The sequence below is a fragment of the Aquabacterium sp. TM01 genome (assembly GCF_057808345.1).
Genome location: NZ_AP046529.1, coordinates 938,253 through 953,942 on the forward strand (window position 1 = coordinate 938,253; position 15,690 = coordinate 953,942).

General features: G+C 64.8%; 16 protein-coding genes. 12 read left to right on the forward strand and 4 right to left on the reverse strand.

Going from position 1 to position 15,690, the window contains the following annotated elements; all coding sequences use genetic code 11:
- Positions 1-31: 31 nt before the first annotated feature.
- A complete protein-coding gene (locus AC3WW4_RS04360) occupies positions 32-487 on the reverse strand; it encodes an Rrf2 family transcriptional regulator (protein ID WP_488827158.1) in 456 nt (151 codons plus the stop codon).
- Positions 488-577: 90 nt separating this feature from the next.
- Between AC3WW4_RS04360 and ytfE the strand changes: the two genes are divergently transcribed.
- The 6 genes from ytfE to AC3WW4_RS04390 all read left to right on the forward strand — a co-directional run bounded on the left by ytfE (position 578) and on the right by AC3WW4_RS04390 (position 6,087).
- Positions 578-1,279 (forward strand): iron-sulfur cluster repair protein YtfE, encoded by a 702-nt coding sequence (ytfE, locus tag AC3WW4_RS04365; RefSeq protein ID WP_488827159.1) that lies wholly within the window; start codon positions 578-580, stop codon positions 1,277-1,279.
- A 147-nt stretch (positions 1,280-1,426) separates the two neighbouring features.
- Positions 1,427-2,074 carry a DUF47 domain-containing protein gene (locus tag AC3WW4_RS04370; RefSeq protein WP_488827160.1) on the forward strand — a complete coding sequence of 216 codons (648 nt, stop codon included), beginning with the start codon at positions 1,427-1,429 and terminating at the stop codon, positions 2,072-2,074.
- Positions 2,075-2,090: 16 nt separating this feature from the next.
- The gene (locus AC3WW4_RS04375) at positions 2,091-3,101 is read left to right on the forward strand and encodes an inorganic phosphate transporter (RefSeq protein WP_488827161.1); all 1,011 of its coding nucleotides are present in this window, start codon (positions 2,091-2,093) and stop codon (positions 3,099-3,101) included.
- Positions 3,102-3,290: 189 nt separating this feature from the next.
- Positions 3,291-3,929, forward strand: coding sequence for a Spy/CpxP family protein refolding chaperone (locus AC3WW4_RS04380; protein ID WP_488827162.1), 639 nt, complete (start codon positions 3,291-3,293; stop codon positions 3,927-3,929).
- 44 nt (positions 3,930-3,973) lie between these two features.
- Positions 3,974-4,696, forward strand: coding sequence for a response regulator (locus AC3WW4_RS04385; protein WP_488827163.1), 723 nt, complete (start codon positions 3,974-3,976; stop codon positions 4,694-4,696).
- A complete protein-coding gene (locus AC3WW4_RS04390; RefSeq protein ID WP_488827164.1) occupies positions 4,693-6,087 on the forward strand; it encodes a sensor histidine kinase in 1,395 nt (464 codons plus the stop codon). Before AC3WW4_RS04385 ends, AC3WW4_RS04390 begins: the two co-directional genes overlap by 4 nt.
- A 10-nt stretch (positions 6,088-6,097) precedes the next feature.
- Here AC3WW4_RS04390 and AC3WW4_RS04395 read toward each other — a convergent pair whose 3' ends face one another.
- Genes AC3WW4_RS04395 through AC3WW4_RS04405 form a run of 3 tightly spaced genes read right to left on the reverse strand, consistent with a single transcriptional unit; the run spans position 6,098 to position 9,596 of the window.
- Positions 6,098-7,423, reverse strand: coding sequence for a UDP-glucose dehydrogenase family protein (locus AC3WW4_RS04395; protein WP_488827165.1), 1,326 nt, complete (start codon positions 7,421-7,423; stop codon positions 6,098-6,100).
- A 37-nt stretch (positions 7,424-7,460) separates the two neighbouring features.
- Positions 7,461-8,477, reverse strand: coding sequence for an NAD-dependent epimerase (locus AC3WW4_RS04400; RefSeq protein WP_488827166.1), 1,017 nt, complete (start codon positions 8,475-8,477; stop codon positions 7,461-7,463).
- Between the two features lie 15 nt (positions 8,478-8,492).
- On the reverse strand, positions 8,493-9,596 hold the full coding sequence (locus AC3WW4_RS04405; protein WP_488827167.1) for a nucleotidyltransferase family protein: 1,104 nt from the start codon (positions 9,594-9,596) through the stop codon (positions 8,493-8,495).
- Between the two features lie 185 nt (positions 9,597-9,781).
- Between AC3WW4_RS04405 and rfbB the strand changes: the two genes are divergently transcribed.
- The 6 genes from rfbB to AC3WW4_RS04435 are packed head-to-tail and all read left to right on the forward strand — an operon-like array spanning position 9,782 to position 15,684.
- A complete protein-coding gene (gene rfbB, locus AC3WW4_RS04410; protein ID WP_488827168.1) occupies positions 9,782-10,864 on the forward strand; it encodes a dTDP-glucose 4,6-dehydratase in 1,083 nt (360 codons plus the stop codon).
- Complete coding sequence (rfbD, locus tag AC3WW4_RS04415; protein WP_488827169.1) at positions 10,861-11,784, forward strand: dTDP-4-dehydrorhamnose reductase; 924 nt, start codon at positions 10,861-10,863, stop codon at positions 11,782-11,784. The genes rfbB and rfbD overlap by 4 nt, the downstream gene beginning before the upstream one ends.
- 7 nt (positions 11,785-11,791) lie before the next feature.
- Complete coding sequence (rfbA, locus tag AC3WW4_RS04420; RefSeq protein WP_488827170.1) at positions 11,792-12,673, forward strand: glucose-1-phosphate thymidylyltransferase RfbA; 882 nt, start codon at positions 11,792-11,794, stop codon at positions 12,671-12,673.
- Between the two features lie 5 nt (positions 12,674-12,678).
- Entirely contained in the window at positions 12,679-13,242 is a 564-nt protein-coding gene (gene rfbC / locus AC3WW4_RS04425; RefSeq protein ID WP_488827171.1) for a dTDP-4-dehydrorhamnose 3,5-epimerase, read from the forward strand.
- Positions 13,243-13,278: 36 nt separating this feature from the next.
- Complete coding sequence (locus tag AC3WW4_RS04430) at positions 13,279-14,250, forward strand: lysylphosphatidylglycerol synthase transmembrane domain-containing protein (protein ID WP_488827172.1); 972 nt, start codon at positions 13,279-13,281, stop codon at positions 14,248-14,250.
- Between the two features lie 15 nt (positions 14,251-14,265).
- A complete protein-coding gene (locus AC3WW4_RS04435; RefSeq protein ID WP_488827174.1) occupies positions 14,266-15,684 on the forward strand; it encodes a UbiA family prenyltransferase in 1,419 nt (472 codons plus the stop codon).
- The last annotated feature ends 6 nt before the right edge of the window (positions 15,685-15,690 follow it).

Consider the following 15,690-nt stretch of genomic DNA (forward strand, 5'->3'; position numbering starts at 1 on the left):
CTCACTGCGCACCATACAACCTTCTCGGGACTCAGGAACGTGGCACGAACGAGATCACCTGTCCACCCAGCGGCGGCTGGCCGGGCGTCACCAGATCGGCCAGCGTGACCCCGTCCAGCACTGCCAGGTACTGGGCCATCGCGTCTTTCAGGGTGCGCTTGAGCAGGCACAGGCCATCGAGCCGGCAGGTGTTCAAGCTCGCGTCAAAGCACTCCACCAGGTTGAAGTCCGTTTCCGTCTGCCGCACCACGGTGCCCAGCACGATCTGATCGGCGGGTTTGAGCAGGCGCAGGCCACCGCCACGTCCGCGGGTCGTCTCCAGCCAGCCATTGGCGGCCAAGGTCATGGCGATCTTGGTCAGATGGCTGCGCGAAATGCCATGCGCCTGCGCGATCTCGCTGATCGTGGGCGGGGTGGGGCGGCTTTCGGTGGCGGCGCAGTACATCAGCACCCGCAGGCTGTAGTCGGTCCACTGGGTCAATCGCATGGCGTGAGTGTGGCATCACAAAAAGATTCACACAACATGAATCTTCTGTGCTTAGAATATGCATACATTGTGAATCTTTAAGGAGTCCCCATGCACGCCCCCCATGCCCTTGCGCCCGCCGCCCCCACTTCGACCGATCTGGCCCAACAATCGCTGGGCGAGATCGCCGTGGCCCTGCCCGGTGCCACCGCCGTGTTCCGTCGCCTCAAGCTGGACTTTTGCTGCGGCGGTCAGGTGCGCCTGGTGGACGCCTGCGCCGCCAAGGGGCTGGACGCCGACGCCCTGGTGAGCGAGCTCAAGGCCTTGGTGCGCGACGATGTGGCCCCGGCCACCCCGGAGCCGAGCGCGCTGGTCGATCACATCGTCTCGCGCTATCACGAGGTACACCGCGCCCAGCTGCCCGAACTGATCCGCATGGCTCGCCGCGTGGAAGCCGTGCACCGCGACCACCCGCAGGTGCCAGCCGGTCTGGCCGATCACCTCGAGCGCATGGACGAAGAGTTGCGCGAGCACATGGCCAAGGAAGAGGGCGTGTTGTTCCCCATGCTCAAGGCCGGTGGCCACCCGATGGTGGGGCAGCCGATTGCCATGATGCGCCACGAGCACGTTGACCACGGTGAGCACCTCGCCCGCCTGGCCGAGTTGACGGGCGAGCACAACCCGCCGCCTGGCGCCTGCAACACCTGGCGCGCCCTGTTTGCCGGCACGGCCCAGTTGTCGGACGACCTCATCCAGCACATCCACCTGGAAAACAATGTGCTGTTCCCGGCGTTCGAAGGCGCAGCGCGCTGAGGGTGTGACACAGCTTGGTCAAGGGTGGGCGGCAGATTTCTCAGCTTTGCTCACCCCTGACCTTCTGGTTTTTCCGGGTGAAGGGTAAAATCTCGTTACCCCAAGTGTGTGTCAACTCCATGACCACGCAACACCCAAGAGAACACGATGATCTTTGGAAAGCTGCTGCCCCGTGAGGGCAATTTTTTTGAGCTGTTCAACCAGCACGCCCAGCACACTGTCACGGCGGTGCACGCTTTTGCCGACCTGGTCAAAAATTACGGTGATCCAGCCCTGCGCGAGCGCTACAACCGCGCCGTCGACGACGCCGAAGGGGCGGCCGATTCGGTGACACTGGAAGTCAACCGCCTGCTGCATCAAACCTTCATCACCCCGATCGACCGCGAGCAGATCCACTCGCTGATCAACACGATGGACGACGTGGCCGACCTGCTGCAGGACGCCGCCGAGGCGATGTCGCTGTACGACATCCGCGCCATGACCGAGCACATCGTGCGCCTGACCGACCTGTGCGTGCGCTGCGTCGAGCGTCAGAAAACCGCCCTGGGCATGTTGCATCAGGTGGGGCAGTCCCAGACGGCCGCCGCGGCGCTGAAGATCTGCGCTGAAATCGACCAGCTCGAAGGCGAGGCCGACAAGGTGCTGCACACGGCACTGAGCAAGCTGTTCCGTGAAGAACCCGATGTGCGTGAAGTGATCAAGCTCAAAGCCATCTATGAGTTGCTGGAAACCGTCACCGACAAGTGTGACAACGTGGCCAAGCTCATCGAGGGCGTGATCCTCGAGAACTCCTGATCCGAGGGGCCTGATCATGGCAACCATGCAGGTGGCCCTCTGGGTCATCATTTTCCTGGTAGCGCTGGCGCTGGTGTTCGATTTCATGAACGGCTTCCACGATGCCGCCAACTCGATCGCCACCGTCGTCTCCACCGGCGTGCTCCGGCCGGGGCAGGCGGTGGTCTTCGCCGCCTTCTTCAACTTCATCGCCATCTTCATCTTCCATCTCAGTGTGGCGGCCACGGTGGGCAAAGGCATCGCCGCGCCCGGGGTGGTCGACGTCTACGTGGTGTTCGGGGCCCTGTGCGGCGCCATCACCTGGAACGTCATCACCTGGTACTACGGCATTCCCAGCAGCTCCTCGCATGCGCTGATCGGCGGCATCGTGGGCGCCGTGTTGGCCAAGGCGGGACCCGGCGCGTTGATCTCCAGCGGCATCGTCCGCACGGTGGCTTTCATCTTCGTGTCGCCTCTGCTCGGCTTTGTGCTGGGTTCCTTGATGATGGTGCTGGTGGCCTGGATCTGCCGCCGCACCGCGCCGGCGCGGGTGGATCGCTGGTTCCGTCGCCTGCAACTGGTTTCCGCCGGGGCCTACAGCCTGGGTCACGGGGGCAACGACGCCCAGAAGACCATCGGCATCATCTGGATGCTGCTGCTGGCCACCGGCTATGCGTCCACATCCGACGCCATGCCGCCCACCTGGACCATCGTGTCCTGTTACCTGGCGATCGGCGTTGGCACGATGCTAGGGGGCTGGCGCATCGTCAAGACCATGGGCCAGCGCATCACCAAGCTCAAGCCGGTGGGCGGGTTCTGCGCCGAAACCGGTGGTGCGCTGACGCTGTTCATTGCCACGGCGCTGGGCATTCCCGTCTCAACCACCCACACCATCACCGGCGCCATCGTCGGTGTGGGTTCGGTGCAACGTGCCAGCGCGGTGCGCTGGGGCGTGGCCGGCAACATCGTCTGGGCGTGGGTGCTGACCATCCCCGCAGCGGCCACGGTGGCGGCCCTGGCCTATGGCGTGAGCCGGCTGCTGTTCTGATCTGATCCTCGTGGTCCCTCGGCATGACCGAGGGCCAGCCCCCAAGGCGCCCCATTTTGCAATGCGGGCGCCTTTTTCATGTTGCACAGGGTTGGGCCTGCTTCACACATATTTACCGCGGGCGCACACACAGTTCACGCCTCGGGCGCAAGATCACACCACCAACCACCCAAAGATGGAGTGATGATCATGACCCAACGTTCAAACACCACCACGGCGGCTCAACCCGTCCAGAGCCTCTGGATGCTCGGCAGCGTCCTGGTGATCGGTGCGGCCGCGGCCGCCTTCAGCGTCAGCGCCCTGGCTGGCGGACACCGTGGCCCACATGGTGGCCCTGGCGCTCAAGGCGGGCTTCATGGTGAAGCCTGCATGCACGAAGGCCGAGGTGGTCAACCCGCGGGCGGCATGATGGGTGACGCCCGTCACCTCGATCGACTGCTGGGTGACACCCACAAGCTCACCGACGCCCAGCGCACTCAGATCCGCGACATTCAGACCCAGGCTCGTGCCGACCTGAAGACGCTGCATGAGCAAGATCGCACACCGATGCACCATGGCATGTCCCTGTTGACCGAGGCCAAGCCCGATGCCGCCGCTGCCGAGAAGGCGCGCCAACAGATGCTGGCACGCCATGACAAGGTCAGCCAGCGCATGCTCAAGGCCCAACTGGACATCGCCAACGTGCTGACGCCTGCTCAGCGCGCCCAGCTTGCCACTGCGATGAAAGCGCGTCAGGAGCGCATGAATGAGCGCGCCGAGCATCGCGGCGCCCACCACGCCGAGCGTGCAGCCTCACAGCCTGTCGCCCGTCCGTCGGCCCCGCGCTGAGCGCCCCCCTTGAGACCGAGCCGGAGCACGCGACAATGGCAGACATGAGCAATGAGCACATCCTGTTGATCGATGACGACCTGCGCCTGAGCGCCATGGTGGGCGACTACCTGCGCAGCCATGGCTACGAGGTTTCCAACGCCCCCAGCCTGGCCGCCGGGCGGGAGCAGCTGGCCCGTCAGACCTTCGATGCGCTGGTGCTCGACCTCATGTTGCCCGATGGTGACGGCCTCGACCTCTGCAGGGAACTGCGCGCCTCACCGCGCCATCGGCATCTGCCCTTGCTGATGCTCAGTGCGCGCGGCGAGCCCACCGATCGCATCGTCGGCCTCGAAGTCGGCGCCGACGACTACCTGCCCAAGCCCTTCGAGCCGCGCGAGTTGCTCGCCCGCATCCGCGCCTTGCTGCGCCGCGCCGGGCAAGCGCCGGACGAGGGAGACGATGTGCTGCGTTTCGGTCGCCTGGAAGTCGACAACGGCCTGCGGCAGGCCCGGCTGGACGGCCAGTCCTGCGATCTGACGTCTTACCAGTTCGACCTGCTGCATGTGCTGGCCCAGCACCCCGGCCGGGTCATGAGCCGCGATCAGATCATGGACGCGCTCAAAGGCCATCCGCTGGAGGCCTTCGACCGCTCCATCGATGTGCACATCTCGCGCATCCGGGCGGCCATCGAGGCCGATCCCAAGGAGCCGCGTCGCATCCTCACGGTGCGCGGCGTGGGCTACGTTTTTGCCAAGAAGCAGGACGCCGACACCGGGGCCGCATGAAAACCCTGGCGCTGCGCATTTACCTGACCGTCGTCGCGGTCCTGCTGATCTTTGCGCTGGTCACAGGCTGGCTGGCCCAGCACAACCTCGAACACGAGCGCACGTTGGTCCAGAGCCAATCGGCGTGGACCGAACGGGCGGCCGCGTGGGGTGAGCTGCTGGAAAACAGCCTGCCGCCGGTCACCGCGCCCACGGAACTGCAAGCCCAGGTCTTCCTCGACTGGGCCGACAGGTTGCGCCTGCCGATGGCCCTGGAGTCGCCCGAGGGTGAGCGCATCGCCACGTCCATCTTGTTGCAAGAGCGCCTGCGTCTGGGCGGCGAGCTTCGCCCGGTGCTGCACCGCGTTCAACTCTCGGATGGGCGCAGTCTGTGGATGGCCAAACGCTTCAATGGTGGGCCGCGCATGCATCCCCGGGCCACCGCGTCGATGCCTGACGGCCCACCGCCGCCCGATGCGTCACAGTTGCCCATCCAGCCGTGGCTGGAGCCGCTGTCACCCATGCTGCCACCTTGGCTGGCACACGGCGCGCCTGCGCTGGCGCTGTCTTTGATCCTGCTTTTTGTGGCGGTGGCCGCGGGGGCGTGGCCGGTGGCCCACCACCTGACCCGTCGTTTGCAGGCCCTGCGCCGTGGGGTGGAGGTGTTCGGTGCGGGCGAGCTGCACCACCGCGTGGCCGTGGAAGGGCGCGACGAGGTGGCGACCCTGGCGCGCAGCTTCAACGAAGCGGCCCAGCGCATCGAAGACCTCATCACCTCGAATCGCAGCCTGCTGGCCAATGCCAGCCATGAGCTGCGCTCCCCCTTGGCCCGCCTGAAAATGGCGGTGTCCATCATGGCGGACTTGCCCCCTGAGCGCTCGGCGCAGATCAAGGACGAAATCCACCAAGACATCCGTGAGCTAGACGCCCTGGTCGAAGAGGTACTGCTGGCCAGTCGCATTGACGCCCGGCAGGACATCGACCGTGGGCCGGTGGACCTGGTGGGATTGGTGGCCGAAGAGGCAAGCCGTGTCGGGGCCGACATCGAGATTGAAGACGGTTTCCCAACGCAACCCTACTCAGGCGACGAGCGCCTGCTGCGCCGCGCCGCGCGCAACCTGCTGGAGAACGCACGCCGCTATGGCGGCCCTGACATCCGGGTACAGCTCACGCATGGGCCCGGATACACCAGCCTGCGGGTGAACGACCGCGGGCCCGGCGTGCCGGACGATCAGCGCGAGCGCATTTTCGAGCCCTTCTACCGCCTGCCCGGCCACGCCGAGCATGCTGGGGGCGTGGGGCTGGGGCTCAGCTTGGTCCGTCAGATCGCCCTGAAGCATGGCGGCCAGGCGCGCTGTGAAGCGCGTGAGGGAGGGGGGAGCTGTTTCGTGATCCAGCTGCCCGCCACCTGACGGGCTGAGCTCAGCCCTTGCGGCCGATGCTGTCGTAGGCCAGCCCGGCTTGCTGCACCAGGCTGGGCTCATACAGATTGCGACCGTCAAAGATGACTGGGGACTTCAGCGTGGCCTTGATGCGGTCGAAGTCCGGGCTGCGGAACTCCTTCCACTCGGTCACGATCACCAGGGCATCGGCGCCTTCCAGCGCGGCCATTGGGTTCTCGGCATAGCGCAGGCGCGGCTCATCACCAAAGATGCGACGGGCCTCTTCCATGGCCACCGGGTCATAGGCGGTCACGGTGGCGCCACGCTCGAACAGTTCGGCCAGCACCACACGGCTGGTGGCTTCACGCATGTCATCGGTGTTGGGCTTGAAGGCCAGGCCCCACAGTGCGAAATGCTTACCCTTCAGGTCTTCCCCAAAGCGGCGCGTCACCTTGTCGACCAGCACATGCTTCTGGCGGTCGTTGGCCGCTTCCACGGCCTTGAGTACCAGCAGTTCCTGTCCTTCGTCGCTGGCTGTCTTGATCAAGGCTTTGACGTCCTTGGGGAAGCAGCTGCCACCATAGCCGCAGCCGGCGTACAGGAAATGCGTGCCGATGCGCGGGTCCGAGCCAATGCCCAGGCGCACCGCTTCAATGTCAGCGCCCATTTTCTCGGCCAGCAGGGCCAGCTCGTTCATGAAGCTGATGCGGGTGGCCAGCATGGCGTTGGCGGCGTACTTGGTCAACTCGGCACTGCGCACGTCCATCACCACCAGGCGTTCGTGGTTCCGCTGGAAGGGCGCATACAGGGCGCGCATCAGCAAAATGGCCTGCTCGTCGTCGGCGCCCACCACGATGCGGTCGGGGCGCATGAAGTCGTCCACCGCCGCGCCCTCTTTCAGAAACTCGGGGTTGGACACCACCGCAAACTTGGCATCGCTGCCGCGCTTGGCCAACTCGTCGGCCACGGCGGCGCGCACCTTGTCGGCCGTGCCCACGGGCACCGTGCTCTTGTCCACGATGACCTTGTAGTCCGTCATCAGGCGCCCGATGTTGCGGGCCGCGGCCAGCACGTACTGCAGGTCGGCCGAGCCATCTTCATCTGGCGGGGTGCCCACGGCGATGAACTGGATGGTGCCGTGCGCCACCGCGCGGGCCACATCGGTGGTGAAGTGCAGGCGGCCGGCCTTGACGTTGCGAGCCACGACCAGGTCCAAGCCCGGTTCATGGATGGGGATGCCCCCGTTTTCCAGGATCTCGATCTTGCGCGGGTCGACGTCCAGGCACAGCACGTCATTGCCCATTTCGGCCAGACAGGCCCCCGTGACCAGGCCGACATAACCCGTGCCAACAACAGAAACTTTCATGATGGGATGCTTCTCTCGAATTGAATAGGAATGAGGGTCAGGCGTGGTAGCCGCGATACCAGTCCACAAAGCGGCGCACGCCTTCGCTCAGGTCCACCTGAGGCTGCTGACCGGTCCACTCGGCCAGGGCGCTGACGTCGGCATAAGTCGCGGCCACGTCACCGGGGGCCATGGGCTGCAGGTCCTTCTGCGCTTCAACGCCCAGGGCCTGCTCCAGCGTGCCAATGAAATCCAGCAGCGGCACCGGCTCGCTGCGACCGATGTTGAACACCTTGTACGGAGCCCACGACCCAGCGGCCGAAGGCTCGGCGCGGTTGAAGTCGGGGTCGGCCACCGGAGGGCGGTCCAGCGTGGCCACCACCCCGCGCACGATGTCGTCGATGTAGGTGAAGTCGCGCTTCATCTGCCCATGGTTGAACACCTTGATGGGCTCGCCCGCCAGGATGGCGCGGGTGAACAGCATCGGGGCCATATCCGGGCGCCCCCAGGGACCGTAGACCGTGAAAAAGCGCAAACCGGTGGTCGGCAGACCGTACAAATGGCTGTACGTGTGCGCCATCAGCTCGTTGGCCTTCTTGGTGGCCGCGTACAGGCTGACGGGGTGATCCACCGGGTCGGTCTCGGCAAACGGCATCTTGACGTTGCCGCCGTACACGCTGGAGCTGCTCGCATACACCAGATGCGCCGTGGTGTGGTGGCGGCACGCTTCCAGGATGTTCACAAAGCCCACCAAATTGGACTGGGCATAGGCGTGTGGGTTGGTCAGCGAGTAACGCACGCCTGCTTGCGCGGCGAGGTGCACCACGCCGTCGAAGCGCTCGCGGGTGAACAAAGCCTGCAGTGCGGCGTTGTCGGCCACGTCCATCCGCTCGAAACGCCAGTGCTCGGCCCCCGCCTGCTGTTGCAGATGGGCCAGCCGGTCTTGCTTGAGCTGCGGGCTGTAGTAATCGTTGAGGTTGTCGATGCCGACGACCTCGTCCCCCCGGGCCAACAGGGCCTGGGCCACGTGCATGCCGATGAAACCTGCGGCACCGGTGACAAGAAATTTGCGCATGGCCCGTATTGTCCGTCAGGCGCGGGCATCTCCCCAGCGCAGGCTGGTGCTTTCGTCACCCTGGTAGGTGGTGTGGCCGTGCCGGTTCACGCAATACTGAGACGAGGCCACCACTTCCTCGAACACCGTGCCTTCGTTGAGGCGGGTGTATTCAAACAGCACGCTGCGCACCACCTTGCTGCCTTGGCGCAGCAGACTGCCATGCCCAATCCAGGCGGGGCCTTCGATGGTGACGCCTGGCTCAATGAGGGTGCTCGAACCGATGTACACCGGCCCGGTGATGTGCACGGTGTCCCAGTCAATGCGGGTGTTCAAGCCCACCCAGACGCCAGGGCGAACCTCGGTGCCGGGCATGTGCATCTGGTTGACCTCACCGCGCAGCACCCGCTGGCACACCGCCCAGTAGTCGCTCACCCGGCCGATGTCGATCCAGTTGAAGAAGCGGCTCTGTGCGAAAAAGGGCAGTTGCTTCTCGACCAGCAGGGGGAAGAGCTGGCTGCCAATGTCGAACTCCTGCCCCGGCGGCACCAGATCGATCACGCTGGGCTCGAAGATGTAGATGCCGGTGCTGGCCAGGCGAGAGCGCGCTTCAGCGGGTTTCGGCTTTTCCTGGAAGGAGGTGATCCGGCCCTCGGCATCAGCCACAACGATGCCGTAGTTTTGCACCTGGTCTTCGGGCACCTCCAGTGCCACGACGCTGGCCATGGCTTGCTTGGCATGGTGCTCGGCCAGGGCGGCTTCGATGTCCAGGTCGATGATGGCGTCGCCGCACAGCACCAGGGTCGTTTCGTCAAAGAAGCCGCTGAAGTCCTGGATGCGCCGCATGCCGCCGGCAGAACCTACCGGGCGCGGCACGATTTCCCCGTGTTCACGCACGCCTTCGTAGGCATAGCCGATCTGTACGCCCCAGCGATGGCCGTCCCCAAAGTAGTTCTCGATCTTCCAGTGGTTGAACGCCACGTTGATCATGATCTCCCTGATGCCGTGGCGGGCCAGGTGCTCGATGATGTACTCGAGCACCGGCTTGCCGAGGATGGGCACCATCGGCTTGGGCGTCTGCTTGGTCAGGGGACGCACCCGGGTTCCTTGCCCGGCTGCCAGGATCATTGCTTTGGCCATGTGGTCTTCTTCGCGCCAGAGGCGTTGATGATGTTTGCCGCACATCATGCAACAAATGCATGTGCGCCAGATGGCGTGGTCACGACCTCCCCCCCCATTGGAGCGACATTCTGTATCGAGATGTCATCGGGGACAGCAAGGGTCTCCTTGCATAATCTGGCCTATTTCTCGTTCCAGGACTCAGGATGATCCTCATCACAGGCGGCGCCGGCTTCATCGGCGGCAATTTCGTGCACCATTGGTTCGAGCGCTGCGCGCGCCTGGGCTTGCCTGAAGAGCCTGTGGTGGTGTTCGACAAGCTGACCTACGCGGGCAACCCGCACACGATTGGCGAGCACCTGCAAGCCGGTCGCGCCACCCTGGTGCAGGCCGACATCGCCGACCGCGAGGCCGTGCGCCAGACGCTGGTCACCCACCGCCCGCGTGCCATCCTGCACTTCGCCGCAGAGAGCCATGTCGACCGCTCCATCCACGGCCCGGGCGAGTTCATCCACACCAATATGGTGGGCACCTTCAGCCTGCTGGAAGAGGCGCGGGCCTACTGGAACAGCCTCGAAGGGGCTGACAAGGATGCCTTCCGCTTCCTGCACGTTTCGACCGATGAGGTCTACGGTTCGCTCAGAGACACCGACCCGGCGTTCAGCGAAACCACCCCTTACGCGCCCAACAGTCCGTACTCGGCCAGCAAGGCCGGCAGCGACCACCTGGTGCGGGCTTACCACCACACCTATGGCTTCCCCACGCTGACCACCAACTGCAGCAACAACTACGGGCCGTATCACTTCCCGGAAAAGCTCATCCCGCTGATGATCCTCAACGCGCTGGATGACAAGCCGCTGCCGGTGTACGGCGACGGCCTCAACATCCGCGACTGGCTGTATGTGCGCGATCACTGCGAAGCGATCTGCCAGGTGCTGGAGAAGGGCCGTCTGGGCGAGACCTACAACGTGGGCGGCATCAACGAGATCAAGAACATCGACGTGGTGACCACCATCTGCCGCAAGCTCGACGCGCTGCGTCCGCGTGCCGATGGCCAGCCCTACGAGAGCCTGATCACCTATGTGAAGGACCGCCCGGGGCATGATCGTCGCTACGCGATCGACCCGACCAAGATCCAGAGCGAAATCGGCTGGAAGCCGGCCGAGACCTTCGAGTCGGGCATCAACAAGACGGTGCAATGGTTCCTGAACCACACCGATTGGATCGACACCGTGCGCTCGGGGGCCTACCGCGACTGGATCGACCAGAACTACGCGGAGCGCGCATGAACATCCTGCTGCTGGGCAAGAACGGCCAGGTCGGGTGGGAGTTGCAGCGGGCCTTGAGCCCGTTGGGCGTGGTGACCGCGCTCGGTCATGACAGTCCCGGGCCCGTCCAGTGCCCCGATCTGCGGGCCGACTTCAGCCAGCCCGAGCAGGTGGCCGCGCTGGTGCGCGCCGTGCGCCCGGACGTCATCGTCAATGCAGCGGCCCACACCGCGGTCGACAAGGCCGAGAGCGAGCCCGAACTGGCACGCGCCCTCAACGCCACCACGCCGGGCCTCATCGCCCAGGAAGCCGCCCAGCTGGGTGCGCTGTTGGTGCACTACAGCACCGACTATGTGTTCGATGGCAGCGGCGACCAGCCACGCAGTGAAGCAGCAGCCACCGCACCGCTGAGCGTGTACGGACAGACCAAGCTGACTGGCGAGCGGGCCATTCAGGCCAGCGGTTGCCGGCACCTGATCTTCCGCACCAGTTGGGTCTATGCCGCACGCGGCGGCAACTTTGCCAAGACCATGCTGCGTTTGGCGGCCGAGCGTGATCAGCTCAAGGTCATTGCTGATCAGATCGGCGCACCTACCGGCGCCGACCTGATCGCGGATGTCACAGCGCACGCCATCCGTGCCGTGCAGGCGCAGCCCACGCGCGCCGAGCTGCTGGGCCTGTACCACCTGGTGGCCAGTGGCCAGACACACTGGCATGACTACGCCCGCTTTGTCATCGAGTGGGCACGGGCGCACGGTCTGCCGATTCGGGTGGCCCCTGACGCGGTCTTGCCCATTCCCACTGCCGAGTATCCCACCCCCGCGCGGCGCCCGCTCAACTCGCGTCTGGACACCAGCAAGGTCTGCCAGGCCTTTGGCTTGACCTTGCCGCACTGGCAGCAGGGCGTCGAGCGCATGCTCATTGAAATCTCAGGGAAGTGATTCACACATGAACCGCAAAGGCATCATCCTCGCCGGAGGCTCCGGCACCCGTCTGCACCCCGCCACCCTGGCCATCAGCAAGCAGTTGCTGCCGGTGTATGACAAGCCCATGGTCTATTACCCGCTCAGCACCTTGATGCTGGCCGGCATCCGCGACATCCTGCTCATCAGCACCCCGCAAGACACGCCGCGTTTTCAGGCGCTGTTCGGTGATGGCAGCCAGTGGGGCCTGAACCTGAGCTACTGCGTGCAGCCCAGCCCGGACGGCTTGGCACAGGCCTTCATCCTGGGCAAGGACTTCGTCGGCAATCACCCCAGTGCCCTGGTGCTGGGCGACAACATCTACTACGGCCACGACCTGCAGGGCCTGCTGCACAACGCCAACAGCCAGCCGTCGGGCGCCAGCGTCTTTGCATACCACGTGCACGACCCCGAGCGCTATGGCGTGGTCGAGTTCGATGGCCAGCATCGGGCCCTGAGCATCGAAGAAAAGCCCAAGGCGCCCAAGAGCAACTACGCCGTCACCGGCCTGTATTTCTACGATCAGCAGGTGTGCGACATTGCCGCCCACATCCAGCCCAGCCCGCGGGGCGAGCTCGAGATCACCGACGTCAACGCCGTGTACCTGAAGCAGGGTCAGCTCAGCGTCGAGATCATGGGGCGTGGCTATGCCTGGCTCGACACCGGCACGCACGACAGCCTGCTGGAAGCCGGCCAGTTCATCGCCACGCTGGAAAAGCGCCAGGGCCTCAAGGTGGCCTGCCTGGAAGAAATCGCCTACCGCTCCGGCTGGATCACGGCCGACCAGCTCGAGAAGCTGGCGCAACCCATGCTCAAGAACGGCTACGGGCAGTACCTGCTCAAGGTCCTGCGTGACCAGGTTTTCTGAACACCATGAAACTCATTCCCACCCGCATTCCCGACGTCGTGATCGTCGAGCCCGCTGTGTTCGGCGACGACCGAGGCTGGTTCATGGAAAGCTACCACCACGGCAAGTTCGCGGCCGCGTTGGCCGAGCTGGGCCTGCCAGCGCCACGCCCCTTCGTGCAGGACAACCACTCGTGCAGCAAGGCGGGCGTGCTGCGCGGCCTGCATTATCAGCTGCCACCGCATCCGCAAGGCAAGCTCGTGCGTGTCACCCAGGGTGCGGCGTTTGATGTGGCCGTGGACATCCGCAAGGGGTCGCCCACCTTTGGTCAGTGGGTGGGGGTGGAGTTGTCGGCCGAGAACAAGCGTCAACTGTGGATTCCCGAAGGGTTTGCGCATGGCTTCGTGTCCCTGAAGGATGACACCCATTTCCTCTACAAGACCACCGATGTGTACGCCAAGGACTGTGAGCGCGCCATCTTGTGGAACGATCCGGACATTGGCATCGACTGGCCCTTGAACGGGCTGCAACCCGAGTTGGCAGCCAAGGATGCGCAGGCCCCGAAGCTCCGCGATGCCGAGACGTTCTGAGGTGTCCGTTGCCATGAGGACCCGAGGCGTGCATACATGACCGCGCCCATCCTGCCCCCCGAGATGACGGCGGCGGTCGTGCCCTGGTGGCGCCGTGTCTTGGTCTACGGGGTGTTTGCATTGTTCGCCGCATGGTGCATCAAGGCCTTCCACCATGACATCGTCCAGATCGATCTGAGCCCCTTGCGCGCAGGCTGGACGGCGGTCGCCATCGCAGCGGTGCTGTCCCTGTTCAACTACGCACTGCGCGTGTGGCGCTGGCGGATTTACCTGCAGCGACTCGGGCACGATCTGCCCTGGGGCTTTGTCTCGCTCACCTTCATGGCCGGTTTCGCATTCACGCTCTCACCGGGCAAGCTGGGCGAAATGGTGCGGGCACGTTATTACCAGCAGCATGGCATTCCCGTGTCGGCGGTGACCGGTGCGTTCTTTGTCGAGCGCCTGCTCGATCTGGCCGTGATGATCTTGCTGGCCGTGGCGGTGCTGGCCGAGTTGCAGGCCTACCGCGCCTTCCTGTGGGTGGCGGTCGGGCTGGTCGGTGCCTTGCTGGCCAGCGTCGCGTTGGTGCCCTGGACCCGGGTGGCTGCCCACCTGATGGTGGTGCCGCAGGGCAAGCTGGTGCTGGCGCTGCGGCCCGTGGTGAACATGCTGGTCAGCGCACGGCAGTTTCTGGCCCCCGGCCTGTTGCTGTCGGGCCTGTTGATGGGGCTGATGGCCTGGGGTGCGGAGGCCGTCGGCCTCAAGCTGGTGGCCGACGTGGTGGCCCCCATCGAGCTGTCCATTCCCGCGGCCATGGGCATCTATGCCATCGCCATCATCGTCGGAGCCTTGTCTTTTTTGCCGGGTGGCCTGGGCAGTACCGAGGCGGTCATGGCCGCTCTGCTGTTTGCCCATGGCTACACCATGCCCCAGGCCATCTTGTTGACCCTGGTGTGCCGTTTGTTGACCCTGTGGCTGGCCGTGGTGATCGGCTGGCTGTGCGTCTGGGCCCTGCGGGGCAAGACCTGATTGAGCGTGCGCGTGATGACCCAACCCCTTCCTTTGTGTGTGGACCTGGACGGCTCCCTCATCCACAGCGATCTGCTGCTGGAGTCGTTCCTGTTGCTCATCAAACGCAACCCCCTGTATCTGTTCCTTGCGCCGCTGTGGTTGCTGCGGGGCAAGGCCCATCTCAAGGCTGAGATCGCGCGCCGCGTCAGCCTGAATGGCGCCGCCTTGCCCTACACCCAGCCTTTCCTGGACTGGTTGCGCGAACAAAAGGCCACCGGGCGGCCGCTGTGGCTCTGCACGGCGTCGGACGCCCGTCTCGCGCAGGCCGTGGCCGACCACCTGGGGTTCTTCGATGGGGTGCTGGCCAGCAATGGGCAGACCAACCTCTCGGGGCGCCATAAGGCGGCCGAGTTGGTGGCGCGTTTTGGTGCCAAGCAGTTCGATTACTGCGGCAATCACCGCGTGGACCTGCCGATTTGGGCTCAGGCACGCTCGGCCATCGTGGTCAACGCGCCCGAATCGGTGCGCCAGGCCGCGGCAACGGTGGCTGAGGTCAGCCATGTGGTGCCAGCGCCGACGGTGGGGGCCAAGGTGGTCTTGAAGGCCCTGCGGGTGCACCAGTGGGCCAAGAACGCCCTGGTCTTTGTGCCGATGCTGGCAGCGCACCAGTTGAACCTGAGCACGCTGGTGGCCAGTCTGGTCGCTTTCATCGCCTTCAGCCTGTGTGCCTCGTCCGTGTACCTGCTCAATGACATGCTCGACCTGGAGGCCGACCGTCAGCACCACAGCAAGTGTCGACGGCCATTTGCCGCTGGGCAGCTGAGCCTGTTGTTTGGCCTCACGGCTGCGCCCTTGCTGTTGCTGGCGGCCTTGTTGCTGGCGCTGGCCTTGCCGACGGCTTTCTTTGGGGTGCTGGGTGCCTACTACGTGGCCACGCTTGCCTATTCCTTCGGCATCAAGAAAATCGTGATGGTGGACGTGCTGGCGCTGGCCGGGCTCTACACCATCCGCATCGTGGCGGGTTCGGCGGCTGCAGGCATCCCCTTGTCGTTCTGGCTATTGATCTTCGCCATCTTCATCTTCCTGAGCCTGGCCATCGTCAAACGCTATGCCGAACTGCATGCCATGCGGGAGCAGGGCAAGCTCGCCGCGCAGGGGCGGGGCTATCAGGTTGAAGACCTCAGCCTGCTGCAAAGCCTGGGCGCGTCGTCGGGCTACCTCAGCATCTTGGTGCTGGCGCTGTACTTGAACTCGCCCGATGTGGCACAGATGTACCACCAGCCCAAGTTCGCCTGGCTGTTGGTGCCCATCATGCTGTACTGGATCAGCCGCATCTGGATGCAGACCTACCGAGGTCGCATGCACGACGATCCCTTGGTCTACGCGCTCAAAGACCGCATCAGCCTGCTGACCGGTATGGCTGCGGCCATCGTGCTGTATCTGGCGGTGTGAGCCGGG